21 protein-coding genes are annotated in these 26370 nt (G+C 71.1%); 18 read left to right on the top strand and 3 right to left on the bottom strand.

From position 1 onward, the window contains the following. Positions 1-468 precede the first annotated feature (468 nt). Positions 469-1368 carry a DUF4157 domain-containing protein gene (locus ACFYTE_RS15545; protein WP_388709792.1) on the top strand — a complete coding sequence of 300 codons (900 nt, stop codon included), beginning with the start codon at positions 469-471 and terminating at the stop codon, positions 1366-1368. 43 nt (positions 1369-1411) lie between these two features. On the opposite strand, the gene ACFYTE_RS15550 is transcribed toward ACFYTE_RS15545, so the two are convergent. Then, entirely contained in the window at positions 1412-2761 is a 1350-nt protein-coding gene (locus ACFYTE_RS15550) for a hypothetical protein (protein ID WP_388709794.1), read from the bottom strand. Positions 2762-2998: 237 nt separating this feature from the next. Here ACFYTE_RS15550 and ACFYTE_RS15555 point away from each other — a divergent pair, with 237 nt between their 5' ends. The 4 genes from ACFYTE_RS15555 to ACFYTE_RS15570 all read left to right on the top strand — a co-directional run bounded on the left by ACFYTE_RS15555 (position 2999) and on the right by ACFYTE_RS15570 (position 9368). Continuing rightward, on the top strand, positions 2999-3637 hold the full coding sequence (locus tag ACFYTE_RS15555) for a LuxR C-terminal-related transcriptional regulator (RefSeq protein ID WP_388709796.1): 639 nt from the start codon (positions 2999-3001) through the stop codon (positions 3635-3637). A 160-nt stretch (positions 3638-3797) separates the two neighbouring features. Then, entirely contained in the window at positions 3798-6560 is a 2763-nt protein-coding gene (locus ACFYTE_RS15560; protein WP_388709798.1) for an HYR domain-containing protein, read from the top strand. A gap of 10 nt (positions 6561-6570) precedes the next feature. After that, entirely contained in the window at positions 6571-7266 is a 696-nt protein-coding gene (locus ACFYTE_RS15565; RefSeq protein ID WP_388709800.1) for a DUF4255 domain-containing protein, read from the top strand. Then, positions 7263-9368: an ATP-binding protein gene (locus ACFYTE_RS15570; protein ID WP_388709802.1), complete on the top strand. Its 2106-nt coding sequence runs from the start codon at positions 7263-7265 to the stop codon at positions 9366-9368. The genes ACFYTE_RS15565 and ACFYTE_RS15570 overlap by 4 nt, the downstream gene beginning before the upstream one ends. A 48-nt stretch (positions 9369-9416) precedes the next feature. Here the strand turns inward: ACFYTE_RS15570 and ACFYTE_RS15575 are convergent, their stop codons facing one another. Continuing rightward, positions 9417-10115, bottom strand: coding sequence for a hypothetical protein (locus ACFYTE_RS15575; protein WP_388709804.1), 699 nt, complete (start codon positions 10113-10115; stop codon positions 9417-9419). Between the two features lie 37 nt (positions 10116-10152). Further along, positions 10153-13551 carry a hypothetical protein gene (locus tag ACFYTE_RS15580; protein ID WP_388710159.1) on the bottom strand — a complete coding sequence of 1133 codons (3399 nt, stop codon included), beginning with the start codon at positions 13549-13551 and terminating at the stop codon, positions 10153-10155. Positions 13552-14125: 574 nt separating this feature from the next. Here ACFYTE_RS15580 and ACFYTE_RS15585 point away from each other — a divergent pair. From ACFYTE_RS15585 to ACFYTE_RS15645, 13 genes are all read left to right on the top strand, one after another. After that, entirely contained in the window at positions 14126-15697 is a 1572-nt protein-coding gene (locus tag ACFYTE_RS15585; RefSeq protein WP_388709806.1) for a phage tail sheath family protein, read from the top strand. A 56-nt stretch (positions 15698-15753) separates the two neighbouring features. After that, on the top strand, positions 15754-16197 hold the full coding sequence (locus ACFYTE_RS15590; RefSeq protein ID WP_121890068.1) for a phage tail protein: 444 nt from the start codon (positions 15754-15756) through the stop codon (positions 16195-16197). After that, positions 16197-16646, top strand: a complete 450-nt coding sequence (locus ACFYTE_RS15595) for a hypothetical protein (protein WP_388709808.1) — start codon at positions 16197-16199, stop codon at positions 16644-16646. The genes ACFYTE_RS15590 and ACFYTE_RS15595 overlap by 1 nt, the downstream gene beginning before the upstream one ends. Then, positions 16643-16786: a DUF6760 family protein gene (locus ACFYTE_RS15600; protein ID WP_388709810.1), complete on the top strand. Its 144-nt coding sequence runs from the start codon at positions 16643-16645 to the stop codon at positions 16784-16786. Before ACFYTE_RS15595 ends, ACFYTE_RS15600 begins: the two co-directional genes overlap by 4 nt. A 5-nt stretch (positions 16787-16791) precedes the next feature. Further along, positions 16792-18534: a hypothetical protein gene (locus ACFYTE_RS15605; protein WP_388709812.1), complete on the top strand. Its 1743-nt coding sequence runs from the start codon at positions 16792-16794 to the stop codon at positions 18532-18534. Positions 18535-18620: 86 nt separating this feature from the next. Then, on the top strand, positions 18621-19055 hold the full coding sequence (locus ACFYTE_RS15610; protein ID WP_121890064.1) for a phage tail protein: 435 nt from the start codon (positions 18621-18623) through the stop codon (positions 19053-19055). Positions 19056-19058: 3 nt separating this feature from the next. After that, positions 19059-19871 carry a peptidase M23 gene (locus ACFYTE_RS15615; RefSeq protein ID WP_388709814.1) on the top strand — a complete coding sequence of 271 codons (813 nt, stop codon included), beginning with the start codon at positions 19059-19061 and terminating at the stop codon, positions 19869-19871. Positions 19872-19881: 10 nt separating this feature from the next. Further along, positions 19882-21780, top strand: coding sequence for a VgrG-related protein (locus ACFYTE_RS15620; RefSeq protein WP_388709815.1), 1899 nt, complete (start codon positions 19882-19884; stop codon positions 21778-21780). 68 nt (positions 21781-21848) lie between these two features. Next, complete coding sequence (locus ACFYTE_RS15625; protein ID WP_388709817.1) at positions 21849-22130, top strand: PAAR domain-containing protein; 282 nt, start codon at positions 21849-21851, stop codon at positions 22128-22130. Next, on the top strand, positions 22130-22549 hold the full coding sequence (locus tag ACFYTE_RS15630; protein WP_351740965.1) for a GPW/gp25 family protein: 420 nt from the start codon (positions 22130-22132) through the stop codon (positions 22547-22549). The genes ACFYTE_RS15625 and ACFYTE_RS15630 overlap by 1 nt, the downstream gene beginning before the upstream one ends. Then, positions 22546-24525: a putative baseplate assembly protein gene (locus ACFYTE_RS15635; RefSeq protein ID WP_388709820.1), complete on the top strand. Its 1980-nt coding sequence runs from the start codon at positions 22546-22548 to the stop codon at positions 24523-24525. The genes ACFYTE_RS15630 and ACFYTE_RS15635 overlap by 4 nt, the downstream gene beginning before the upstream one ends. Continuing rightward, positions 24526-25089 carry a phage tail protein gene (locus ACFYTE_RS15640; protein WP_388709822.1) on the top strand — a complete coding sequence of 188 codons (564 nt, stop codon included), beginning with the start codon at positions 24526-24528 and terminating at the stop codon, positions 25087-25089. It begins immediately after the preceding gene. Positions 25090-25643: 554 nt separating this feature from the next. Continuing rightward, positions 25644-26258, top strand: coding sequence for an NADase-type glycan-binding domain-containing protein (locus tag ACFYTE_RS15645; RefSeq protein WP_388709824.1), 615 nt, complete (start codon positions 25644-25646; stop codon positions 26256-26258). Positions 26259-26370: the final 112 nt, after the last annotated feature.

A 26370-nucleotide genomic window follows, 5' to 3' on the forward strand; every position in this document is an offset into this window, starting at 1 on the left:
ACGAGCCAGCCAAGGCGGGGAGTTGGCGGACGTCCGCGGCGGCGTCCGCGGCTGCCGCAGGCCGGCCGAGAGCTGAGTCGTACGCGTTCGTCAGTCCCGTGCCACCACGCGGAGCGTCCCGAGCGTCGGGTCGGCCGCGTCCGAGAGCAGGATCCCGTGGTCGACACCGCTGCGCAACGGTCACGGTCCGCCGGCGGCTCACCGGCGGCGGACTCCTCGCCGTCCGCCGCCGTCCGGGCACACCTGAACGTGTTGCACCGGCGCCGCGATCGAAACCCGAAGGTGTTGCCCGAAGGTGCAGTCCGCACTGCCCGTTCCCGGTGGTTGCGGGCCTGGACGCGGGCCGGTCCCCCGAAGACGCTGGAAGGGGATGCGGCGCGGCGCCGGACTGTCGTCCGGGGCTTCCGTGGGGCGCCACGCGTCATCGAGGGGACGTTCGGCATTCTGCTATTGCGCGGGGAGCGGCGAATGGGCATGTACGAGCAGGGACGCGACGAAGGCGAGCACGAGCACGACGCATCGCTCAGGACGACCAGAAAGGGCAACTCCGACACATTCTCCGAGGCACCCATCGGGTCGTCCGCCGACGCGTCCGTCCAGCCGCCGGCCGGGCTCGCCCACGTGCTGACGGCAGCCGCCACCGGCCGTACGGATGTGCTCGGGCCCGCCGGAATGACCACCCTGCAACGGACGGTCGGCAACACGGCCGTCCGCTCGGCGCTCCAGCGGAAGGCCGAGGAGGCCGAACCGGAGGCCGCGGAGCGGGGCGAGCCGCGTTCCGGCGTCCACGAGGTGATCGCGTCGGGCGGCGGACAGCCACTGGACACCGACACCCGTACGGACATGGAGGCCAGGCTCGGTGCCGACTTCTCCTCCGTGCGGGTGCACACGGGCTCGGCGGCGCACGAGTCGGCGAAGGAGGTCGGCGCCCACGCCTACACGGTCGGCGACAACGTCGTGTTCCAGCGGGACAGTTACGAACCGTCCTCACATCAGGGGCGGGTCACGCTCGCCCATGAGCTGACCCATGTCATCCAGCAGCGCTCCGGTCCGGTGGACGGCACGGACGCTCCCGGCGGGATCCGGGTGAGCGATCCGTCGGACCGCTTCGAGCGGGAGGCGTCGGCCAACGCGGAGCGCGTCATGTCCACCCCGGCTCCGTCCCCCGATCCACCCGCTCCGGCCGTCGACTCGTCCGCCCCGGTGTCCGCGCAGACCGCCGTTGCGACGCCATCCGCCACCGCCGCCCCGGTGCAGCGTCAGGCGGAGGACGAGGACGAGGAACCGGCGGACGTGCAGGGGTCGTTCGTGCAACGGGCCACGGAGGGCGCGTCGGAGGAAGAGGAGGAGACCGCGCCCGAGGGGTGAGCGAGCCGCGGCCCGGCCGGGCGGACCGGTCAGCCGGCGGCGGTCAGCCGGCGGCCTGCGCGGGCACCGAGATCTTGCCGCCGAGGAACAGCGATTCGGAGCACCGGGACGGCGCCGGGGCCCCGACCGGCCGCCCCACCCGCCGGCAGTCGACGGAGACGGTGACCGTCCCTGCGGAGCGCACCTCGATGGGGGTGACGAAGTGGTAGTCGGAGTCCCGGAAGTTCTCCAGCGCCAGCGTGAGCAGCGGTCCGTCGTCACTGGAGACGACCAGGGTGCCCGCGTCGCCCTGCGGGTTCTGGATCACGATGTCGGTCAGTTCGAAGGTCCGGCCGGCCGGCACCTCGTACGCGGTGCGCCGGGTGGCGCCGCCGCCCACCGCGTCCCGCACCTGCACCCGGGCGCTCTCCGGTGTCCCGGACCCGCCGCTCCCGCCGGGCTCCCCGGTCGCGGAACTGCCCGGTGACGCCGACGCGTTGCCGCCCGTTCCTGCCCCCGCCGTCGCACCGCCGCCGGTCTCTCCCTGCCCCCGGCCGTCGGCCCCGGTGCCCCCCGTTTTGTCCGGATCCCGGTTCCCTTCCCGCAGCGCGGACTCGACCGCCTGCGGAGTGAGGGCCTCGCGAGCGGCCGACCGTACCGTGGGCCGCAGCACCGAGTACCAGAGCCCGACCACGGCCGCGGCCACCAGCACCGCCACGACCAGGGCGCGGGGCAGCCAGCGGGGCAGGACGGCCTGCTGCTCGTAGGAGCCGTCGAGGACCACCGGCTGGTACGGGTCCTGTCCCTCCGCCACCCGTGGTGTCACCGCCGCCTGGAACGGGTGGGTGATCGGCGTGCCGCGCCACAGACGCTTGGCGGGACGCACCGTCAGGGTGGTGAACTTGGCCTGGCCCGGCGGTACTTCCAGTTCGGGCGGGCTGAGGACGAGCCGGGAGCGTTCGGTGGCGGACCGGGCGGTCACGTCGACCGTGACGGGGGTGTTGCCCCTGTTGTCGACGGCCACTTTGTGCCGTCCGCGCCAGGGGCTGTTCGACCCGGGAGGCACCAGCTCCGCGGTGACCTCGGTGAACGGCCCTATGGTCACGGTCCGTTCGAGGACGGACGGCTCACTGTGCTCGCTCGTCGGCACCACCCGCAGTCCGAGGGGTGTCTCTCCGGGGCTCACCTGTGAGCTGCGCGGCGGACGCAAGGTGACGGTGGCGGTGCCGGACGCACCCGGGTAGAGCGACAGACTCTCCGGTTCCACCGTGGTCCAGTCGGCGCACGGCCCCACCACTTCGAACCTGCACTCCTCAACGGTGGTCCCGGAGTTGAGCACCCGCACCGGAAGTTCAGCCGCACCCCCGGGCTCAACGCTGACGGAAGACTCGTCCACGCTCGCCGAAACAGTCATGCGGCGCACCGTAATGTCCGGTGTGACATACCGTCACCGGCCACACAGGAACACTTTCGGGCAATCGCGATGCCCATGGAGTCACCGCCAATTCCCTTGGTGAATCAGGGGCATTACTGTGGTTACTCGGTAAAGGGAGACCCATGTGAATGAAATGTGGACCCGTAACCATGAACTGACCATATTTCGACGGAGCTCTCCCACAGTCGCCCGAGGGGAGAGAGCGACGTGCTACAGATGAACGGAGATCGCATCACGGTTGCGCTGCGCGCCCAGGACCCGGTGTCGCAGGCCGGAGTGTCCAGTCAGTTACGCGCTCGCCCGGAAGTCAGGGTCGTCGACTGGGACGCACGGGACGACACGGATGTACCGCAGGTGGTGGTCGTCGTCCTCGACGTCCTCGACGATGTCGCGCTACGCGTGTTGCGCCAGATCCAGCGGACCAGTACCGCGCGGGGGGTACTGGTCACCACCCATATCGACGAGCAGCAACTGGTGAACGCGGCCGAGTGCGGGTTCGTCGGTGTCGTCCGCCGCGCCGAGGCGACCCCGGAACGCCTGGTCAAGGTGATCGGCTCGGTCGCGAGGGGCGAGGGCCGGGTCCCGCCCGACCTGCTCGGAAGCCTGCTCCAGCAGGTCGGCCGGCTCCAGGGCCAGGTGCTCGCACCCCACGGGCTGAACCTCACCGGATTCACCGCCCGCGAGATCGAGGTTCTGCGACTGGTCGCGGAGGGGTACGACACCGCTGACATCGCGGTGAAACTGTCCTATTCGGAACGGACCATCAAAAACGTCCTGCACTCCATCATGACCCGGCTGAATCTGCGGAATCGTTCCCATGCGGTGGCGTATGCCCTGCGCCAGGGGCTGATTTGAGTACGGGCCCGCGGTGCCGTTGCCCGTCGCCCGGCACCGCGCGCTGCCCCATGGGGCAGCCGGACCTTCCCGAAGGACTGGCTCGCGCCCCGCTGCGCGGTACAGGGCCGGCCCACGATGGTGGGAGTCCGAGTCGCCGATCGTGACCGTGGGGTGTTCCGTGGGTTCTGTACGGGGGTTCGTGCGCGGCGTACGAGGGTTACTGCGCCCTGCCCACGGAGTCCGGCGCTTCGGCCTGCCGGGCCCGCCCGCCGTCGCCCGGCCGCACGTCGTCACCGTCGGCGTGCTGACCACCGTACTGCTCCTGGTGGTCGGCACGGCCGTCACCGGGGTCACGGGCGTCGCGGGCGGTGCGCCGGCCGCGGTCCCGGGGTCGGCGGTGACCCCCGCCGTGGTGGACGAGCCGCTCGATCCCGGCGACTCGCTCACCGTGGACAAGGAGGTCAGCACGCCCGTGGTGCCGCCGCGGCCGGACATCGTGCTGCTGGTGGACGGCACCGGCAGCATGGACACCACCATCGAGGGGGTCCAGCGGGACCTCGCAACCATCACGGACCGGGTCCGCCAGGAGCAGCCCGACTCCCGCTTCGCCGTGGCGACGTACGGCGACCAAGAAGTCGACGGCGACCGGGTGTTCACGGTGCTGCAGGACCTCACGGACGATCTGACGGCCGTACGGGCGGGGGTCGGACGTCTCGACGCCACCCGCGGTGGCTTCAGCCCGGGACCCGCCGAGGACTGGATCAACGCGCTGTGGCAGATCGGCAACGGGGCGGCCGGCAGCTTCCGGGACAGCGCGAGCCCGGTCGTGGTCCTCGTCGGCGACGCGTCCAGCCACGACCCCAGCATGGGCCACACGCTCGCCGACGCCGTCAACGCCCTGCAGAACGTGGGCGCTCGGGTCATCGCGGTCGATGTGGAGACCGTTCTGGGCGACGGTCTGAACGGCAACGGCGACAACGGCAACGGCCCCGACGAGAACCGGGAGCCGACCCACGATCCCGACCAGGCCACCGGGGTGGTCGAGGCCACCGGCGGCCGTCTCTTCCAGGACATCGACCCGGACCGGGTGGCCGACACCATCGCCGCGGGCCTGACCAATCTGCCCACCACCGTCAGCCACCAGACGATCGGCTGCGATCCCGCGCTCACCGTCGCCCTGAGCCCTGCCGTGCGACAGGTGACGAGCGGTCAGACCGCCGCCTTCCAGGAGACCATCACGGTGGCGGACGACGCTCCGCAGGGCATGACCCTGAGCTGCACCGTCCAGTTCCTGCTGGACGGCAGGGCACCGGGCGGGGACCCGCCCCTCGACGTCCCACCCGCCCGCGCATTCCACGGCCAGCGGATCTCCCCCGGCGAAGACGCGCTCGGCGAGCCGGCCGGCCCGGACACATCGGCCTCCGGCGGTGTCGACGACTCCGGCGGCGGATCCGCTTCCGGAGGTGACGCCTCGGCCTCAGGAACCGTCGGCGGCGCCGCCGGTGGCACCGGCGGCGGGAGCGGAGGGCTCGTCGGAGCAACGGTCGGTGCCGTGACCGGCGGATCCGACGGCTGCGACGGTGGGGCCGTGGCCGGGACGGCGATCGGCGGCATCGGCGGCCTCGGCACCGGCGGTGGCGGGCTCATCGGCGGACTGTTCGGCGGCCTCGTCGGCGGCTCCGCCGGCTGCGGCGACGGCGCGAGCGACGGGAGCGGCGGCGAGATGAACGGCGGTTCGTCGGTAAGTGGTTCGTCGGTGAGCGGTTCGTCCGAGGGCGGGACGGCGGACGGCGGATCGGCCGCCGGGGCCGTCGGCGGGGCGGTCACCGGAACGGTCGGTGGGGCCGGCGATGACGACGGCGTAACGGGCGGCGCGGGCGGCGAGCAGGACGGCGGTCGGCACGGTGGGCAGGACGGCGGAGGAAACGACGGAAGCGATGACGGGGGCGACGGTCGCGACGACAGCGGCGGTGTCGGCGGAGCAGCCGCCCCCGAGGACTACCAGCAGCACATCACCATCACCGTCAACGACGTGACCGCTCCCGTCGTCACCGTCGTCGACCGCACCGTGGCAGCCACCGGCGCCGACGGCAGGGTCATCGACTTCACCGCCGCCGCCGTGGACGCGGTCGACGGCACCCTGCCCGTCACCTGCGACCCCGCGTCCGGCTCGCTCTTCCCCGTCGGCACCACCCAGGTCACCTGCACAGCGACCGACTCGTCCGGCAACACGGGCACCGGTACGGCCACTTTCACGGTCACCGCGGCCCCCGTGCCGAACGAGGCGGACATCGCCGTCCGGGCCTTCGTGTCCCCCGCCACCGCCTACACGGGCCTGACCACACGCGCCGACCTCGTCCTCACCAACGCGGGGCCGAGGACGGCGCGGAACGTCGTCCTCACCACCGCCTGGCCCGAGGGGAACGGCGCCGGCGACCGCACGCTGTCATCGCTCTCGAACTGCACCCGTGCCAGGCCCTGCACCATCGCGCCGGGCAGCCGCGTCACCGTCGCCCAGACCGCCGTCTACGACACCGCCCTGCGCGGCGAGGTGCACGCATCGGTCACCGGCTCACCGCGCGACCCCCGGCGGGCGGACAACACCGCCACCGCGCCGCTCCGCGTCCTGGAGCCCAGACTGACCGTCACCCCGGCGGTGGCCCGGCCCGGCGACGTGGTCCTCGCCCGCGGCGAGGACTTCCCGCCCGGCCGCACGGTCGCCCTCACCTGGAGCCGCGGCATCACGGCGGCACAGTCTCCCGTACGGGTCGGCCGGGACGGCACCTTCGAGGCGCAGGTACCGGTCCTGCGCAAGGACCAGCTGGGCCCGCGCGTGCTCCGCGCCCGGGTACCGGCGCTGGACCGGCTGCACCGCCCGAAGGAGGACGTGCTGATCGTGCGGCGCAGCCTCCAGCCGCCGGACTTCGCGGGCCGACGGTGAGGGGCGCGCCGTGATCCACGAGGTCGACGAGGCACTGCGCGCGCTGTTCCGCACCGACGCCCTGGCGGGCGGCCAGGTGACGGTGGTCTTCGACGCCCCCACCCGCGACTGGGCCGCCAAGGTCAACGCCCCCACCGTCAACCTGTATCTGTACGACATCCGGGAGGACATGCGCCGCCGTGAGCGCGGCCTGCTCAACGAGTACGACGAGCAGGGCGCCATCGTGGCCAGGCGCCGCCCGCCCCGGTTCTTCAAGCTGTCGTATCTCATCACCGCGTGGACCAAACGCCCGGAGGACGAACACCGTCTGCTCTCGTCGCTGCTGTCCTGCCTCCTGAGGTACGAGGCGCTGCCCGCCGAACGCCTCACCGGCACGCTGGCCGAGATCGGTGTGTCCGTCCCCATGACGGTCGCGCTGCCGCCGCCCGAGGACCGGTCGTTCGCCGACGTGTGGAGCGCGTTGGGCGGAGAACTCAAGCCGTCGCTGGACCTGGTGGTGAGCGTGCCGGTCACCGAGTCCCCGGTCTACCCGGCGGGCCCGCAGGTGGGCGAGGAAGGGGTGCGGCTCGGCTTCGGCGAGACTCCCCCGGCCGAGCCGCCGCCCACCGCCCCGGCCCAGCGGACACCGGGCGGTGCGAACCTGCCGGTGTACGGGGCGCGAAGGGGCGGCATCGCGTCGCGTGTGGCGGAAGAACACCCGGAATGACGGCCCCCACCGGGCCGGCGGAATCGGCCGCCACGGACGAGAGCCTGCGCCACCTCCTCGACCGCACGATCCTCGTCGAGCAACGCGTACGGCGGGCGGTCCACGCCCGGCAGCTCGGCGATCCGGCCCCCGACGACGCCTTCCGCGGCCTGTACCTGAGCGACGAGACGATCCACCGCCTCCTGGAACACGGCCGCCACCTCACGGTCACCGCCCCCGACGACACAGACACGGCCTTCCTGGCCGAAGCGGAGTCACGCGCCGACGCCGCCGAAGCGGCAGGCCACCCCACCCGGCTACGCACCCTTGCCCGCGACTTCGGCCTCTCCGCCCTGGATACCGAGATCCTGCTGATCGCGCTGGTCCCGGACCTGGACGACCGTTTCGAGCAGTTCTACGGCTACCTCAACGACGACGTCACCCGCCGTCGCCCCACGACCGGTCTCGCCCTCGGCTTGTGCGGCCTGCCCGCGGCCGACGCGGGAGCCAGAGCACGCCTGTCGCCGCAGGCACCGCTACGGGCCGGCGGTCTCCTCCTGGTCGAGGAGCTAGACCGCCCTTTCCTCGCCCGCGCGCTCCGCGTCCCCGACCGGGTCACGGCCCACCTTCTGGGGGACGACACCCCCGATCCGCGCGTCGTGGACGTTCTGGTCCCCTGGCAGGACGTCCCCGATGTCGGCGACCCGTCCGGACTCACCCGTGCCCTCGCCGCCGGGGTCCCGCTCGCGTACCTCCGCGAGGAACAGGGCGGCGCGGGGACGGCGCTGGCGGCCTGCGCCCTGATGCGCGCGGGCTACGGCGTGCTGGGCGTCGACCTCGACCGCCTGACCCGCGACCCGAACCCCACCGAGGCGGTACGCGTCCTGGCCCGCGAGGCCCGGCTCACCGCCTCGGGGTTGGTGTGCGCACCGCTCGACGCTCTGGCCCGGGAGCCGGACAAGACGGAGATCAGCCGCCTGGTGACAGACGTCCCGGTCCCCGCCGTCCTGATCGGCCGGGTGCCGTGGGACGCGGCGTGGTCGTCCCGCCCGCCCCTGCTCCTGCACGCCCCACGCGTGGAACCAACGGCGCGGGCGGCACTGTGGACAGACGCGTACCCCGCGCCCGTCCCGCCGGGCCTGAACCTCACGCACCTCCTCTCCCCCTTCCTCCTCGCCCCGGAGCAGATCGCCCACGCCGCCCGCGCGGCCGCCCAAACCGCCACGCTGGACGGCGGCACGCTCCGCCCGGACCACATACGCGCCGGCGCCCGCTCCCAGAACGCGGCGGGCCTGGACCGGCTGGCCCGCCGCACGGAACCGGCGGTGACATGGTCCGACCTGGTGCTGCCCGCCGACACGCACGCCCAGCTCCGCGAACTCACGGCCCGAGCCCGCCATCGCGACCAGGTGCTGGGCGAATGGGGCATGCGACCGGGCGGCGGCCGGGGCAGGGGCGTGACGGCCCTGTTCGCGGGCGACTCGGGCACCGGCAAGACGATGTCGGCCGAAGTGATCGCCGCGGATCTGGGTCTCGACCTCTACACGGTCGACCTGGCGACGGTCATCGACAAGTACGTGGGCGAAACGGAGAAGAACCTCGAACGCATCTTCTCCGAGGCGGCCGGCATCAACGGCGTACTCCTCTTCGACGAGGCCGACGCGATCTTCGGCAAGCGCTCGGAGGTCAAGGACGCGCACGACCGCTACGCCAACGTCGAGAGCGCGTACCTCCTCCAGCGGATGGAGACCTTCGACGGTCTTGCCGTCCTCGCCACCAACCTCCGCGCCAACCTGGACGACGCGTTCACCCGCCGCCTGGACCTGGTCATCGACTTCCCGCTCCCCGACACCGCCCACCGCCGCGCCCTGTGGGACCGCTGTCTGGCCCCGATCCTCCCCGGCGCCACGGACCTGGACCTGGACTTCTGCGCGGAGTCCTTCGAACTGTCGGGCGGCAACATCCGCTCGGTGGCGGTGACGGCCGCCTACCTGGCCGCCGAGTCGGGCAGCCCGGTGACGATGGCCGACCTGATCCACGCGGTACAACGCGAGTACCAGAAACTGGGCCGCCTGACCCTGGCATCGGAGTTCGGCCCGTATCTGCCACTGCTGACGGGCTGAGCCCTCAAGCAGCCGCACGGGCTCGACGGGCCGCTCTTTCCGATCGAGTCAGCCGGACTCCCACCGGGAAAGTCGATCATCCAGCCGGACCGTCAACTCACTGTAGTCATTCTCCGGGAAATTCTCTTCCAGGAAATTAATCGCCTTTCGCAACTCAAGACCGATCGCTTCAAAATTGTAGTGTTCAGGCGGCACCTCGGCGAAAAGGTACTGCCAGTAATAGACTCCGCGAGTCAGCAAAAGGAAGTCCATATAATCACTGTAACCGATGTCCAACTTGATGCTTCCATAGGTGACATTGAAATACCACACCTCCGGATCCTGAACTCCGTCCTGCAATCGGAGTGCGGAGAACGTGCCGACTCCACCACTGAATTGGCTATCAAATACGCGAAATTCCGAATGGAGCGCCAGTTCATCCTCCGACCAACCGTCCTGCTGCAGCCATGCCGGAGCACCCCCCACAATGGCGTCCAGAAGCTGGACCAGGTAAAACTCTCCACCCAGGGATCCATATTCGCCTGAACCTCGCCAATGGAGGCCCAGACCGTTATAGCGGTGGAATGACCGCTTCAGCGACGGGTCGAGCGTGATCCCGTTTAGCTGCCGTAGTAGATCGAACGCCGCGTCCGCGTTGTTCAGGAATTCCCCGAGCGGCCCCTGTTCCTGCCCCAGAACTCGAATGTTAGGGCAGTTTCCGATCTCGTCGATCATGTTGAGCAGCTTTGCTTCGTACGCCAACAGCACAGGTTCACATCTCCTTCGGGTGACAGGCTCGTCCACATCAGTCCCAGCGAATCAGGCCTCGGGATTGCAAATCGATGAACTTGCTTGCCAGGCTCGGAAATCTCCCAGTCAGGTCAGTGATACCGGCGTAGGGTCTTCCGTCCTTGACGAGCTGGGCAATCTGGCTCTTCTTCGGCAGGCCGAGCCAGGTCGCCACCGCCGTAGCGCCTTCCACATTTATCCGGAGGCGAGACACGGTCGGCGGATCCTGATCGTCGGAGAATGAACCGCTTACAGCCTTTTCCTCCCATTTCCCCTGCCGCCTCTCGTACCCACCCCACTCGACTCCGAGGGAATGCGGGAATGCATCGTCCGGAAACTCTCCGTTAGGGCTTTCATAAAACGTGAGATCCGTGATTCGATACCAGATGATCTTCTCATCACCGCCTCGGAGCGCCACCTTGGCCGGATTCTCGGCGGCGCGCAGGAACAACGGGTTGTTTGTGAACCCGCGGGCCGGTACGAGGTTTGAATCGGTGGCGTGCCCTCCAAGGAAATCCGGAAGGAGATGCATTTTCACCCAAGCGGTTCTGTTACTGCCCTTGTTGAGGCCGGCACTGTCCACGTGATCCCAGCCCCTGAGATCTCCTTCATGTGCACTGGACGGGGTGCCCCTCGATTTATTGTTGATATAATGCGCCGTGAATTTCTCCGCCCGCACGTTGTCGACGAACGGCGGCAGCACAGGAGCCGGTATCGGGGCAATCGAACTCGGATCATGGTCCGCCAGTGCTTGTGACAGTCTGTCGAGCTTGTTGACCAGGTCCGCGAGATTCCGCTGCCTCGCCGCGCCGGTACTGCCGTCCAGGGCGGATTGCGCAGCCGTGACCTCCGCATGGCTGCTGACTGCGTTCTCGTGAGCCCGCTCCTGCTGTTCACGCTCGCTGGATTCCTCGCTGCTCTTGATTGCCGCAGGCCATGTATCACTGAGAAACTCACGCACGTCGCGAGGTTCACTGTGCAGAAGGAGTTTCGCCCCGGACTTGTTCTCGGAAAAGGCAAGAAGGTGCCCTTCTCCCGCCTTGTTCCGAAACCTCGCCTTCGGCAACCGTATCAGCCCATCCTGCTCACCCTTCTCGCCGTTCTCACGCCGCCCATCCCCTTTCTTTTTCTGGTCCTTCTTTTTCGTTTTGCTCCAGAGCTTCTTTCCGAATTGAGCAATCTTGGCGGCGATCTTGTCGATGGCGCGGTTGACCGGGCGTGAGACCTTCTGGAAGACCTGTCTGATCTTGTTGGCCAGGCCTCCGATGCCCAGCAGGGAGGCCAGCAGGCCGATCAACAGGGGGATGCTTGCCGCCAGCGCCGTCTCGACCATCTTCGGGACGCCCGCCGAGCCACCGCCCGCGATGGCGATCACCGCGTCCAGGACCGCGTTCACGAACTCCACGATCTGGGCGCCCTGCGTGACGATGAACGTGACGATGTCGATGATCGCCTTGACGGCGCGGACGAAGGCCGACGCGGGGTTCAGCAGAGACAGAATCCATGTGATGCCCGCGACGATGACCGTCGGAATCAAGTAGGACTTGAGTTCCTCCAGGATCGTGGACTTCAGGTCGCCCACCTCGGCCTGGATCTCCTTCGTCGCTCCGGCCGGCCCCTCCGTCGCCAGCGCCTTCGCGACCGGCACCGACTGCTCGACCTTCGTCATCGCCTGGTCGGGGACGCCCTTGCGGGTGATGCGGGCCCTGATGTTCGCCCAGGTCAGGCCCAGCAGGGAGGCGATGATCTGGATGATCCCCTTGAGGTCGAACCTCGACGGTATCTCTATGCCCGCCTTCACCGATGTGCCCAACAGCCATGACACCAGGCCGGATTGGAGGTGGGTGGCGATGTTCGACAGGAACTGCTGCAGGCCCGCGCCGACCGAGCGGACCAGGTTCCCCAGGAAGCCGATCGGGTCCTTGATGATCTTGGTGATCGCGCTCGCGGCCTTGGCCAGGACGCCCATCAGGAGGTCCTTGAGTTCCTTGATGGTCTGGATGACGCCCACCACCGCGTCGACCGCCTTCTGGACCAGGCCCTTGTTCGCCTCCTGGAGTTTCTTGATCTCCTCGTCCACCGCGTTCAGGGCCTGCGTGTACTTCTGCGCCAGGCTCTGGACCAGTTCCTGCGACTTGTCGTCGACCTCCGATTCGAGGTCGTCGAACTTGCCCGCGAAGTCCTGCGCCGCCTCCTCGCCGAACTGCTTCAGGTCCGCCGGGAGTCTGTCCACCTCCGTCTTCAGGTCCGCGCGGCCCTGGGAGATGCGGGCCTTGGCCCTGCCCAGCTCCTTGCCGATCGTGTCGGCGATGGACGAGATGACACCCTGCATCAGACCCACGTACAGCTTGCGGGACTCCTGGAAGAGCTGATTCGCCTCCTCCGGCATACCCGCGATCTTGTCCTTGGCCCACTTGGCCGGGCCCCAGAAGCCGCCGTAGCGCTTGTCCTTGTACTCCTTCATCCGGCGCTTCTGGTCCGTGTTGAAGGCGTCCCGGGCCTTCTTCTCGCCCTCCTCGAACTGCTTGTCGACCTTGCCGTCCAGACCGTCCAGGATCTCCTTGACATCCCTCTGCGTCGCGTCGAAGACCTTCTGGAGCTTGGCCGTGACCTCCTCCCGCTTCTGTTCGTCCTTCGACTTCGTCTCGCCCTTGCCGCCGTCCACCTCCTTGCCCGCCGCGCCGCGCTTGGCGGTCAGCGCCGCCATGGCCGTCGCCCCGGCCGCCGCCGCGCCCGCCTTCGCCGTCGACAGCTGCTGCTTCTCGCCCGCGCGGGCCTGTGCCGGGGCCGTCGCCGAGTGCTGTTCGGCCTTCTTCTTCTCCCCCAGCGCCCCGGTGAACTGCGGCTCGTTGCTCTTGGCCAGCTGCTCCTCGGTGACGTCGGCTTCCGCCATCTGCCGGTCGGTCTGCTTCGGGCCCTCGGAGAAGTCCGTGACCTCCGGCGGCTGTGGTCGCGGTGTCGCGTCCGCCGCGTTCGGGGCACCCGGATTCGCCGGCGGCTGGTCCGGCTGCATCGGGGTTACTTGTTTCTCCTTGGCCTCGGACGTGTCGGGAGCCGCTGTCGTCGTGGTCTCGATGTCCTTGGCCGAGGACTCCTTGCCGTCGGTGACCTTGCCGTCGACCGCGCCCTTGATCTCGTCCGCCTTGCCCGAGCCGGCGAACTTGTCTGCCTCGTCCAGGTTCTTCGGCGCCTGTTTGTCGATCGCCTCGTTCACCGCCGCGATGAACGCCGCCTTGTCGAACTCCCCCGGCTCGGCCGCGTTCATCTTCTCGGCGTTGGCCACCTTGCCCTGTGCCTGCTTGTCGTCGGGCGGGGCCTTCGCCGCGCCCTGCGCGGAACGGGACTCGGTGGTCGCGGCCCTGTGCCGGGCCAGCTTCTGTTTCTTCGCGGCGATGTCGGCGTTCACCTTGCGCATGCCCGGCGCCTGGGACGGTGGCGGCTTCACCGGAGCCGTGTAGCGCTGGGCCACCAGATGGGCGACCGCCGCGTTGCCCGCCGCGCCCTGAAGGCGTTGCAGGCTCCGTGGGGTCAGGCCCCCGGCGCCCGAAGGCCGCGCCGGGGCCGTCGCCTGCTCGGGTGCGGGCACCGGTGTCCGTTCCGGCGCCGGGCTCGCGGACCTGGCGGACGCCGCGGACCTGGCGGGTGCCGTGGGCTTGGCGGGCTTCTCCGACGCGGCCTTCACCGCATCACCCGGTCTGCCGGATGACGACGGCGTGGGGCCCTGGCGCGCGGCACGTCCGCAACATGTCTGTCAGAGTGCGGGGTCCGGTGGGGTGGTCACCCCGGAAGCCGGGGTAGTGCCGAGGGCAGAGATCGCTGCCCCATAGGGAGGCCGGTCCGCTGCACCTTGGGGCAAGGACGTCTGTACTCCGGTGCGGCCGAATGCCCTGTCCCGCGGTTCCTGTGCCCGGCAACAATCGCTCTCGCTTCCCCGGTCAACCTGGTCAACTGGTCGACCTGGTCGAGGAGACCCGGTCAAGAGGAGTGGTATGCCGTCGTACCTGTCCCCGGGCGTCTACGTCGAAGAGGTGGAATCCGGGTCACGTCCGATCGAGGGGGTCGGGACCTCGGTCGCCGCCTTCATCGGCTTCGCTCAGAAGGGTCCGTTCGACGAGCCGACCCTCATCACCAACTGGACCCAGTTCACCGGCGTCTTCGGCGACTTCGTCGAGGGGACCTACCTGGCCTCGGCCGTCTACGGGTACTTCGCCAACGGTGGCGGAATCTGCTATGTCGTCCGGATCGGCGGCGCTGAGGCGGGTCCGGCGGGGAAGGCCGAGGGGCCGGCGCGGGCGAGCGCCGAGCGGGTGGGGACCACCGCGCAGCTCGGCCCGTACTCCGTGCGGGCGCTGCCCGGCGTCACGGGAGAGATCACCGTCGAGGTGGCGGAACCCGAGGGCGAGGATCCGCCCCAGGATGTCTTCACCTTGATCGTTAAGCGGGACGGACAGGTCGTCGAGACGTACCCTTCCGTGACCACCAAGCGCAGCAAGGACAACGTGGCCACCCAGGTCCGGGCCCGGTCGCAGCTCATCCGGCTGGAGGAACCCGGCAAGGGGGCCGCGCCGGCCCGGCCCGAGGTTCAGTCGGTGACGCTGGCGACGGCGCCCGGTGCCGGACCGGGCGGCGGGGTCGTCGGGGTGCCCGACGCGCTGTCCGCCGACTCCTACGTCGGCGATCCCGAACAGCGCACCGGGTTCGGCGGGCTGGAGGCGGTCGAAGAGGTCACGATGGTGGCCGCACCGGATCTGATGAGTGCGTACCAGCGGGGGGCGCTGGACCTGGAGACGGTGATCTCCGTGCAGCGCGGGCTGATCACCCACTGCGAGGCCATGGGCGACCGGATCGCGATCCTCGATCCGCCGCCCGCCCTGAGCCCGCGCCAGATCAAGACGTGGCGGGAGGAGACGACCGGTTTCGACTCCCGGTACGCCACGCTCTACTACCCCTGGATCAAGGTGTTCGACCCGGCCGTCGGCCGTGACGCCTTCGTGCCTCCGAGCGGGCACGTCGCGGGCGTGTGGGCGCGCAACGACGAGACCCGCGGGGTGCACAAGGCGCCGGCCAACGAGGTGCTGCGCGGCGCGGTCGGTCTGCAGACGCAGATCACCAAGGGGGAGCACGACCTGCTCAATCCCATCGGGCTCAACTGCATCCGTGCCTTTCCCGGCCGCGGCATCCGGGTGTGGGGCGCGCGCACGCTCGCCGACGATCCGTCGTGGCGTTACCTCAATGTGCGGCGGCTCTTCAACTACCTGGAGGAGTCGATCCTCGCGGGCACCCAGTGGGTGGTCTTCGAACCGAACGACGACGCGTTGTGGGCCCGTATCCGGCGCACCATCTCGGCGTTCCTGGTCAACGAGTGGCGCAAGGGCGCCCTGTTCGGGCTGACGCCGGACGAGGCGTTCTATGTGAAGTGCGACCGCGAGACCAATCCTCCGGAGTCGATCGAGGCCGGTCAGGTCATCTGTGAGGTCGGGGTGGCCCCGGTCAAACCGGCGGAGTTCGTGGTGTTCCGGCTCGCCCAGCTCTCGGCGGGGTCGGGCGGGATCGACGAGTGACGCCACGGCCCGCGGGGCCGCCAGGACCGACCGGACCGCAGCATTAGGAGGCTGGCATGCCGCTCCCCGAACTCGACAGTTCCGTAGGACATTCCTTCGGCCTCGAATTCGACAGCGTTCTCATCAGGCAGATCACCGAGGTCAGCGGCCTGAAGATGGAGCAGGACGTCATCGAGTTGAAGCAGAACACCGCCGACGGCAAATACGCCATCAAGAAACTCCCGGGCCGTCCCAAGGCCGGTGAGGTCACCGTCACCCGCGGTCTGACGGAGGACAACAGCTTCGAGCAGTGGGTCAAGGATTCCCGGTTCGGGAAGATGACCAACGCCCGCCGTAACGGCTCCATCATCGTCTACGACTACGAGGGCATCCCGATCAAGCGCTACAAGCTGATCAACGCGTGGCCCAAGTCGTTGGAGATCAGCACCCTCAAGGCCGGAGACACCTCCGTTCTCACCGAGAAGCTGTCCATCACCTACGAGAGCGTGGAAGTCGACTGATGCGGCGGACGATCGCGACGCCGTCCGCCGCCGAGCCCGGGGCCGCGGCGGCGGACCGGGCCGGGCATGTCGACACCCTGCGCACCGAGTTCGCCTTCGAACTGCCGCGCGGCTACGTGGACGATTCGGGGACCGTGCACCGGGCCGGGGTCATGCGGCTCGCGACCGCCCGCGACGAGCTGGTCCCGCTCCGGGACGACCGGGTACGGGAGAACTCCGCTTATCTGTCCGTGGTGTTGATCTCCCGGGTGCTCGTGCGGCTCGGCTCGATCGAGGACGTCCACCCGGGGATCGTCGAGGACCTGTTCGCCTCCGATCTCGCCTTCCTCCAGGACTTCTACCGCCGTATCAACGCCGAGGGGCACACCCGTGCCGCGGTCACCTGCCCCTCGTGCCAGGAGAGCTTCGCTGTGGACCTGTCCGGCGGTGGTCGCCTGGGGGAATCATGACGTACGCGGCCGACCGGCTCCACGAGGAAGTCGCGTACCTCGCCTATCACTTCCACTGGTCACTCGACCAGATCCTCGACCTTGAACACCCGGACCGGCTGCGGTACGTCCAGCACGTCGCCCGGCTCAGCGAAGGGTGACCCGGATGGGATGGCTGTCCTGGCCGGCCGGCCGACGCGGACGTGGCCGGCACGGCGACGGTGCACGGGGCCACGCCGCCGCGCAGGCGCCGGAGACGGGCCGTGCGCCGGTGCGGGCCGCCGAGTGGCGTGAGGTGCCGCCGCTCCAGCGCACGGTGGGCGCTCCCGACCTGGTCACGAATCCGGTGGGGTTCCGTGGTTCCCTGGACACCTGGCGGGACGCGTCCTTGCGCATCCCGCTCGGTCACCTGGTCAGCCCTCAGGCTCCGTCCGGTCTTGGCCATGGTCTGGCCACACCGGCCGCGCGGGAGGAGACACCGGCGGTCGGCCGCGAGGTCCGCGCCGACACCGCGCGCCGGGCACGGCAGTCGAACCCGCCGGTGCAGCGAGAGGCGGAATCGGGCACCGCGGGCACGGGGGCCGCGGCCTCGGTCGCGCCGCTGGTCGCGGCCCGCCCACCGGACATGCGGGTACGCCGGCTCACCGCTGTGCCCGTCGACGCCGCGCGCCCCGACCCACCCGTGCCCCTGCCGTCGTCACCGCCGTCCGCCCGGCCATCGCCGTCACCGTCGGCGGCACCGGTCCAGCGGGCCGCCGCGGCCGACCGCACCCGCCCACACACCTTCGGTCTCGGGGAGCCGCTGGCCGAACTGCCGTTCACCGCCCGGCGGGAGGACGCCGCCGGCGCCCCGCCGCCATCGGACGAGCCCGGCGCCGTCAGCCCGTGGCCCGACAGTCCGTCGGGTGACCCGACCGCCGGGCCGCTGCTCTTCGACGACCCGCTCGTCGTGCGCACGGCAGACACCCGTCCGCTGCCGGAGCCGAGGTCCGACGGCACCCCGGTACGGATTCAGCGGGCCGCCGCCGACGGGACACCGGCGGCACCCGGACCCCGCCCGGTGAGCGGGCCGCTGGCGCCGCTCGTCGCGCAGCGCTCGGTGCCGCTGTTCTCCGGTGTGCGGCCACCCGACGCCGGCGACGCGTCGAGCGAAGCCGGGCAGCAGGTCGTCGTACCGGTGCGCTGGTCACGGCCCGCTGACGGGTACCGGACCGAGGGCACCGGCGCCCCCGCGCAGGGAGCACCGGCCGGCACTACCGTGGACTCGGTGCGGTCCGTGCCGGTGCCGGCCGCCCAGCGGTCCGTCGCCCCGGCCGCCGCGCTCCCTCCCCGGCAGGCCGCCGCACGCCCGGCCGCAGCCGCCGTGCCCCGGTCGCCGGTGCCGGTCGACACCGGCTCCGTGGCCGTCGCCGCCGGGGTGGCACAGCGCATGGCCGACGGTTCCGTCGTCTTCCGGCCGCCGTCCGCCGCACACATGCCACCGGTTGCCGCCGCCGCGCCGGCGTCCCCGCAGCCGTACGCCTCCATGCCGCCTACTGCGTCCGTCCAGCGCGCCCGAGCCGCCGCATCCACCGAACCCGGTCGCTCCATCCGGTCTGTCCGGTTCGTCCCGTCCGTGCAACGCGACGTCGAGACCACCCCGCCGGATCCTCCCGCTCCCCTGGATCCGCCGGTCCCGCCCGACCTGCCCGATCCGCCCGCCCCGTCGTCACCGGATCCCGTCACCGGCGACTCGGCCACCGCACCGGCCGCCCCCGGGGAGCAGACCGGCGAGCCCGGCCCCGGGGGCCCGTCGAAGGTGGACGACGCACTGGTCCGCGCCCTGTTCGCCCCGCTCAGCCGGCTGCTCAAGGCGGAGCTGCGGCTGGACCGGGAACGGGCCGGACACCTGATCAACACCAGGCACTGACCAGGCACTGACCAGGCACTGACCAGGCTCCGAGAAGCCACCGACCGTGTGCGGACAGCACGGACCGAACACAGAGGAGGGACGGCATGGCCGTGACCGACGATCCGGCGGTCAGCGTCTGCTTCGTCGTCACCGTGGACGGCATCGAACTCGGCTCGTTCAACACCTGCGAGGGCCTGGGCTGCGAGGTCGTGCTCGAACAGCGCGAGGAGGGCGGCAACAACATCCATCTGTGGCAGCTGCCCACCCGCCTGAAGTACCCGAACATCAAGCTGTCCAGGCCGCTGACCCGGGAGACCGAAAAGGTGGCCAAGTGGTTCGCCAGCATGACCACCGGGATCAGACGCAGGACGGCGCACATCGAGGCACGCACCGGGGACGGACGGCCGGTGGCGAAGTGGGGGCTGCTGGAGGTGGTGCCGGTGCGCTGGACGGGGCCGGCGTTCAATCCGGAATCCCCCAAGGTGGCCATGGAGACGATCGAGATCGCCCATCACGGCTTTGTGACGATGGAGGACTGACCCGTGGGTTCTCCGGTGGCGTTCAGCTCGGCGGGCGCGGGGGCGGCCGCCGCCCAGGGGGGCGGGGCCCGGCCCAAGCTGGAGCACGCGTACCTGGAGCTGCGTACTCCGCCGCCGGGCGGGAGCCTGACGCCCGGCGGGCCGTGCGGGCGGATCGACTTCCAGTTCAACCCCAAGGAGCTGTCCCTGACGAAGGCGGCGGCCTGGAAACGCACTCCGGCGAAGGGCGCGAAGAGCGCGGGGCCGCCGGAGTACCAGGGGCCGCAGCCCAGCAAGCTCACGGTGGAGATGTTCTTCGACGCGAGCGACACCCAGGACACCAGCGTGGTGACCGCGGTGGAGAAGCTGTTCGCGTGCTGTGTGCCGACGAGCGAGACACGACAGCAGCAGCGGTCCTCACCGCCCTGGGTGGTGTTCCACTGGGGCGGGCTCACCGGTTTCCCCGGTTACGTCAGCCAAGTGCAGGCGAAGTACACCCTGTTCACCACGTCCGGCGTGCCGATCCGGGCGGTGTGCCAGGTGACCATGGAGGAGATCAGCGGGGAGACTCCGGGGCAGAACCCGACCTCGGGCGCCCTGCACGCGCGGCGTGTGCACCGGGTGCGCACCGGGGACACGCTGGCGCTGCTGGCCTGGCGTGAGTACGGCGACCCGGCCGCCTGGCGGGCGATCGCGGAGACGAACGGGATCGACGATCCGATGCGCCTGCCCGAGGGCCGTGAGCTGCTGCTCCCGGCGCTGGACGAACTGGAGCGGACGCAGGGACGGCACGGCACGGGCGGCGGTCACGGCGACGGACACGACAGGGATCGGTGAGGCGAGCGTCATGGTCAATCAGAGCGTCGCCAAGTCCCTGGTGGTGGAGTTCGGCGGCCGTCCGCTTTCCACGGCCCTGGCGAACACCCTGGTCGAGGGGTATGTGGACGACAGCCGTACCCTGCCCGACCTGTTCCTGCTGCGGTTCCGCGACCCCAGCCGGGTCCTGCTGGACCACACGGGGGTGCGGATCGGTACGCAGGTGCGGCTGCTGGCCGGCGCCGACGGCGGACCGTCGCCGCGTCCGCTGCTGACCGGGAGCGTGACGGCGCTGGAGGTGGAGATCGATGACACCGGGACCTACACCGTGGTGCGGGGTCTTGACGAGTCCCATCGTCTCTTCCGGGGCCGCCGGGTGGCGGGCTACCAGAACATGACGTTGGCGGACATCTGTGTCCAGGTGGCACGGCGGGCCGGGCTGAAACCGGGCACGATCGACGTGGCGGGCCCCGTGCTGGAACACGTGGCGCAACCCAACGTCAGTGACTGGGAGTTCCTCAGCTCGCTGGCCGATCAGGCGGGTGTCCAGGTTTTTGTGCGGGATGGCCGGCTCCATGTGTCGAGGCCGACCGAGGCGGGCGGCGCCCCCGACACCTCCGCCCGCGCCGACCGCAATCCGCTGGTCCTGGAGATGGGTGACAACCTGCTGCGCTGCCGGGCCGGGGTGTCCGCCGCCGAGCAGGTCTCGGCGGTGGAGGTGCGCGGCTGGGACGTACGGGCCAAGCAGCCGCTGATCGGCCGCGCCGACGCGGGCTCCGCGGCGACGCTGGAGCTGGGGGTGACGGCGGCCGAGGTGGCACGGCCGTTCGGCGAGGCCGACTTCCTGGTGTCGGACGCGCCGTACGGGGACCAGGCCCAGGTGGACCAGGCGGCGAAGGCGCTCGCCGCCCGGATCGCGGGGTCGTTCGCCGAACTGGAGGCGGTGATCCGGGGAAACCCGGAGGTGCGGGCGGGTGGCGCGGTCACCCTGGCCGGGGTCGGCGCCCCCTTCGAGGGCCGGTACACCGTGACGTCGTCCCGGCACGTGTTCGATCCGGTGCGCGGCTACGAGACCTGGGTGACGGTCTCCGGTCAGCAGGAACGCTCGCTGTTCGGGCTGACCGGCGGCACGGGAACCGGCACGGGGGCGGGGGCCCGGTGTTCGGGGCTGGCGAACGGCACGGTCACGGACACCAAGGACCCGGAGGGCCTGGGCCGGGTGAAGGTCCGGTTCCCGTGGCTGTCCGACGAGTACGCGAGCGACTGGGCGCGCACCGCGCAGGCGAGCGGCACCGGCGGCGGGGAGGCGTTCATCCCCGAGGTCGGCGACGAGGTGCTGGTCGGGTTCGAACAGGGCCATCTGGACCGTCCCTACGTCCTCGCCGGGCTCTACAACGGGCAGGACAAGCCGGGCGGCACCGGCGGCGGGTCGGCGCGGGGCGCCGGTCCGCAGGCGGACGAGGGTGCCGGGGCGGTCGACCCCACCAGCGGAGCCGTCACCAAGCGTGCCTTCGGTGCCCGCAGCGGCGACCGGCTGGAACTGCTGGATGCCGCGAACGGACCGCAGGGCGTACGGCTGTCGACGGGCGACGGAAAGCTGAGGATCAGCCTCGACCGCCGGGGCACCACGGTCGTGGTGCACAGCGACGGCACGGTGGAGATCGAGGCGAAGGAACAGGTCTCGATCAGCGCGGGCAGCGGGGTCGCGCTGGACGCGGGCGGCGGAACGCTGGAGCTGACCGGCGACTCGGTCCGGCTCACCGCCCGTACCGGCGTCCAAGTGGACGGCGGCAACGGCCCGCTGAAGCTCGCCACGGGCGGCACGGTGGAGGTACAGGGCAACCAGGTGGCGGTGGGCAGCACCACCCGGACCGAACTCAGGGGCGGCAACACCCTGTCCGTGAACGCGCCTCTCGTACGCATCAACTGAACCGCGCCGCAAGCAACTCACCGTCAGGAACCGCAGGAACGTGACGAACCAGGCAGGGGGCACAGCACATGCCAGCAGCCGCACGCGTCGGCGACCCCACCGGGCATCCCGGGGTGGTCGGCCCGCCCGGAGAGCCCACCGTGCTGATCGGCGGGCAGCTGGCGGCCACCGTGGGCACCCCGCACCAGTGCGCCTCACCCGCCGCGCACGCCCCGTCCGCGATCGTCGCACCCGGCAGTTCCAGCGTGCTGATCGGCGGTCGGCCCGCGGCCCGGGTGGGTGACACGGCGGGCTGCGGCGCGCCGATCACGGCCGGGTGCCCGACCGTGCAGATCGGAGGACAGGGCTGATGAGCCGTCAATTCATCGGTGCGGGCTGGGCCTTCCCGCCCCGCACGGACGCCACCGGCGGTATAGCGCTGGTCAGGGACGAACGGGAGATCGAGGAGTCGATCCGGCTGGTCCTGGCCACCTCGCCCGGCGAGCGTCCGATGCGCCCCGAGTTCGGCTGCGCGCTCGGCGACTATGTGTTCGCGCCCGCGGACGCCGGCACGGCCGGGCAACTCGCCTACGAGGTGCGACTGGCGCTGGAGCGGTGGGAGCCGCGGATCGAGGTGGCGGACGTCGCCGTACGGTTCGACGAGGCGGACAACGGGGTGCTGTACATCGTCATCGGCTATGCGGTACGCGGCACCAACGACCCGCGCAACCTCGTCTTCCCGTTCTATGTGATCCCGGACGGCGAGAGTACGGGCGGGGGATCCCGGTGACGCTCCCCAGCCCCGATCTGGACGACCGGCGTTTCCAGGGCCTGGTGGACGAGGCCAAACGACTGGTGCAGCAGCGCTGTCCCGAGTGGACCGACCACAATGTGTCGGACCCGGGAGTCACTCTGATCGAGGCGTTCGCCACCATGGTCGACCAGCTCGTCTACCGGCTCAACCGGGTACCGGAGAAGAACTATCTGACCTTCCTCGACCTCATCGGCGTACGGCTGTTCCCCCCGACGGCCGCCCGTACCGAGGTCACGTTCTGGCTGTCCGCGCCGCAGCCCGACACGGTGCGGGTGCGGGCGGGTACGGAGGTCGCCACGGTGCGCACCGAGACCGAGGAGGCGGTGGTGTTCACCACCGGCCGGGACCTGTCGGTGGTGCCGTGCGAGCTGTCCCATCTCGTCACCTGGCCGGCCGACGGCAACGCCGCCGACCGGTCCGAGGAGTTGGCGCTCGGCCGTGATGTGCCGTGCTTCAGCGCCGCGCCCGCCGCCGGGGACTGCCTCTGTTTCGGGCTGTCCGCCCCGGTGCCGGGCTGTGCGGTGGTGCTGCGGCTGGACTGCCGGGTGGACGGCGTCGGTGTCGACCCGCGCCGCCCGCCGCTGCGGTGGGAGGCGTGGGACGGCGCGGCCTGGGTGGCGTGCGAGGTGGAGAAGGACGACACCGGAGGGTTCAACAAGGCGGGCGAGGTCATCCTGCATGTGCCCGCCGGGCACACCGCCTCGATGGTCGCCGGGCGATCCGGTGGCTGGCTGCGCTGCCGGCTGATGGAGGCGGCGGCGGACCAGCCGACGTACGTGGCGTCTCCGACGGTGCGCCGGGCGAGCGCGTTCAGCATCGGCGGCACGGTGGCGGCCGCCCACGCCGAGCCCGTGGCGGAAGAGGCGCTGGGCCTGTCGGAGGGGATTGCGGGGCAGGGTTTCCGGCTGGCCCGGCCGCCGGTGGTGGCGGGCGAGGAGCCGTTCGTGGTGGAGGTCGCGGAGGGGCCCGGCTGGGTGGAGTGGACCCGGGTGGACGACTTCGCGCACTCCACCCCGTTCGACCGCCACTTCACCCTGGACCCCAACTCGGGTCAGGTGGACTTCGGTCCCGCCGTACGGGAGGCTGACGGCACGCTCCGGCTGTACGGCGCGGTGCCGCCGAAGGGCGCCCCGGTGCGGGTGCGCTCCTACCGCACGGGCGGCGGACACCGGGGCAACGTGGCGCGGGGCACGCTGCGGGTGCTGCGCAGTTCGCTGCCGTTCGTGGCCCGGGTGGAGAACCGGCGGCCCGCGCTGGGCGGGGTGGACGGCGAAACGGTGCAGAACGCGCGGGTGCGGGGGCCGATGACGCTGCGCACCCTGCACCGGGCCGTGGTGCCGCGCGACTACGAGTTGCTGGCCCGTGAGGTGGCGCCGGACGCCGCCCGGGTGGCGTGCGTCCCGGCCGGCCCGGCGGACGACCGGGAGCCGGCCGAGCAGGGGGACGAACAGGCCGCCGGAGTACGGCTGTTGGTGGTTCCGGCCGGGCGGGGAGACGTGCAGGGGCGGATCCGGTTCGAGGAGTTGGTCCCGCCGCGGGACACCTTGGCGATGATCGCCTCGTATCTGGACGAGCGGCGCCCGATCGGCACCCGGCTGGCCGTGGAGCCGCCGTACTACCAGGGCGTCACCGTGGTGGCCTCGGTGGTGGCGGCCCGTGGCGCGGCGGCCGACCGGCTGCGGAACGCGGCCCTGACCGCGCTGTACGGCTACTTCAACCCGCTGACGGGCGGGCCGGACGGGCGGGGCTGGCCGTTCGGGCGGCCGGTGCACTCCGGGGAGGTGTTCGCGGTGCTGCAACGGGTGCCCGGTGTCGACCTGGTCGAGGATGTACGGCTGTTTCCGGCGGACCCGGTGAGCGGACAGCGCGCCGAGGCCACCGCGAGGATCGAACTGGACCGGCATGCGCTGGTGTTCAGCTACGAACACCAGCTCCGGGTACGGGAGGCGTGAGTGCGCGAAGGACTTCCCGGGCTGCCGACGCCGCACCCGTTGCTGCATCAACTGCCCGCGGTCTACCTGGAGCAGCCGTTCGTCGAACGGTTTCTGAGCGCGCTGGACGAGGTGCTGGCGCCGGTGCTGCTCACCCTGGACAACCTGCCCGCCCATCTGCATCCGCGTACCGCACCCGAGGATCTGCTGGCGTGGCTGGCCGGGTGGGTCGCGGTGGAGGCGGACCCGGAGCGGCCGGTGCACCAGCGTCGCGCCCTGGTGTCCGGCGCGGTGGCCCGGCACCGCGCACGCGGTACGCGGCACGGGCTGGCGGCGGCGATCCGGATGGAGACGGGTGTCGAACCGGAGATCGAGGAGAGCGGCGCCACGTCCTGGTCCGCCGAGCCGGGGTCGGCGCTGCCCGGGTCGGCGGGGCCCCGGCTGAGGGTGCGGCTGCGGGTGGCGGACGAAGGTGCCGTCGCCCCGACGCGGGTACGGCTGGAGCGGCTGATGACCGCCGAGGTGCCCGCGCATGTTCCGTACGCGGTGGACGTCGTCGTGGCGTCGGACGGGACGGGTGCGTGATGATCTGCCCCGAGTGCGGTCACCGCAATGCGGCGCGTACCCGCTTCTGCGGCTCCTGCCAGGCGTTCCTCGGCTGGGACGACGAGGCGCAGCCGCCGGACGGCACAGCGGAGGCCACGGCGGATCGGGCCGGCGACCGGCCGCCCGACGCCACGGCGCCGGCCGTTCCCCCGCCCGTTCCGCCTGCGCCGGCTCCCCCGGCTCCCCCGGCTGCGCCGGCCGTGGGATCGCCGTCGCCCGCCCCCGTCCCGGCCCCGGCGCACCCCGAGGTCCCCACGGCGGCACCGGTGCGGCCGGGCGACCCCCAGCCCGACGACTCCGGGACCGGACCGGACCACCGCCCGGACCCTGCGGACGCGGCGCCCACGCCCTCGTCCGCGGCGCCGTGGGCACCGCCCCGGCCCGGCACCCCGCCGCCCCCGGCCACGCGGCGCTGCCCCTCGTGCGGTCGGCAGAACCCGTACGGCCGTAGGCTCTGCGTCCACTGCGGCGATCTGCTCGACCCCGCGCCGGCGCCGGCACGGGATGTCGCTCCGCCGTGGTGGCGTCGGCTCGTGCCGAGCCGCCGGGAGCGTCCGCTGGCCGCCGGGGACCGGCCCACGTCCAAGCGCCGCAGGTGGCCCCGGCCGCGCCTGACGCTGCCGGTGCTGCTGCTCGTGCTCGCCGCCGTGGCATGGCTGGTCCGGTCCCACCTGTCCGACGTGCTCACGTTCACCGAGGACCGCGCCGGTGACCCGAAACCGCTGCACCCGGTGAAGGTGAGCGCGTCCAGCGAGTCGCCGGCCCATCGGGCGCAGTCGGCCTTCGACGGGTTCAGCAACCGCTACTGGGCGCCCGCCGGCCGCGGACCCGGCGCGGGCCAGTATCTGGACGCGGCGTTCGACCGGCCGGTGCGGCTGCAGAAACTGCTGATCACGTCGGGGAGTTCGGCGAAGGGGGATGAATTCCTCACCCAGGCACGGCCGTCGGAGATCACCGTCACCCTGGTGTCCGCGGGGGGTGAGCGCACCACCAGGGCGATCAACCTCAACGACGCGCCCGGCCAGCAGAGTTTCGACGTGGGCGGCTCGGAGGTGACTCGGGTGAGGCTGACGGTGGACGCCGCCTACGGTGTCCGCGCCGACCGCCGGGTCGCCGTCGCCGAGGTGGAGTTCTTCGGCCGCCAGTGAGCAGCCCCGCATCCCTGCCGTGACCGCGTGGCCAAGGACACCGCCTTCGGGGAAGCTCTGTCAGGGCACCGACCCGCACACGGGATCTTCAGATTTCCTTCTGTTTCCCGAA

Source organism: Streptomyces sp. NPDC004629 (genome assembly GCF_042873595.1).
GTDB lineage: Bacteria > Actinomycetota > Actinomycetes > Streptomycetales > Streptomycetaceae > Streptomyces.

Bases quoted from the DNA above. Each gene is read 5' to 3' on its own strand.
- ACFYTE_RS15545 (WP_388709792.1), top strand. From the start codon at position 469: ATGGGCATGTACGAGCAGGGACGCGACGAAGGCGAGCACGAGCACGAC.
- ACFYTE_RS15550 (WP_388709794.1), bottom strand. From the start codon at position 2,761: ATGACTGTTTCGGCGAGCGTGGACGAGTCTTCCGTCAGCGTTGAGCCC.
- ACFYTE_RS15555 (WP_388709796.1), top strand. From the start codon at position 2,999: ATGAACGGAGATCGCATCACGGTTGCGCTGCGCGCCCAGGACCCGGTG.
- ACFYTE_RS15570 (WP_388709802.1), top strand. From the start codon at position 7,263: ATGACGGCCCCCACCGGGCCGGCGGAATCGGCCGCCACGGACGAGAGC.
- ACFYTE_RS15580 (WP_388710159.1), bottom strand. From the start codon at position 13,551: ATGCGCAAGGTGAACGCCGACATCGCCGCGAAGAAACAGAAGCTGGCC.
- ACFYTE_RS15585 (WP_388709806.1), top strand. From the start codon at position 14,126: ATGCCGTCGTACCTGTCCCCGGGCGTCTACGTCGAAGAGGTGGAATCC.
- ACFYTE_RS15590 (WP_121890068.1), top strand. From the start codon at position 15,754: ATGCCGCTCCCCGAACTCGACAGTTCCGTAGGACATTCCTTCGGCCTC.
- ACFYTE_RS15595 (WP_388709808.1), top strand. From the start codon at position 16,197: ATGCGGCGGACGATCGCGACGCCGTCCGCCGCCGAGCCCGGGGCCGCG.
- ACFYTE_RS15600 (WP_388709810.1), top strand. From the start codon at position 16,643: ATGACGTACGCGGCCGACCGGCTCCACGAGGAAGTCGCGTACCTCGCC.
- ACFYTE_RS15605 (WP_388709812.1), top strand. From the start codon at position 16,792: ATGGGATGGCTGTCCTGGCCGGCCGGCCGACGCGGACGTGGCCGGCAC.
- ACFYTE_RS15610 (WP_121890064.1), top strand. From the start codon at position 18,621: ATGGCCGTGACCGACGATCCGGCGGTCAGCGTCTGCTTCGTCGTCACC.
- ACFYTE_RS15620 (WP_388709815.1), top strand. From the start codon at position 19,882: ATGGTCAATCAGAGCGTCGCCAAGTCCCTGGTGGTGGAGTTCGGCGGC.
- ACFYTE_RS15625 (WP_388709817.1), top strand. From the start codon at position 21,849: ATGCCAGCAGCCGCACGCGTCGGCGACCCCACCGGGCATCCCGGGGTG.
- ACFYTE_RS15630 (WP_351740965.1), top strand. From the start codon at position 22,130: ATGAGCCGTCAATTCATCGGTGCGGGCTGGGCCTTCCCGCCCCGCACG.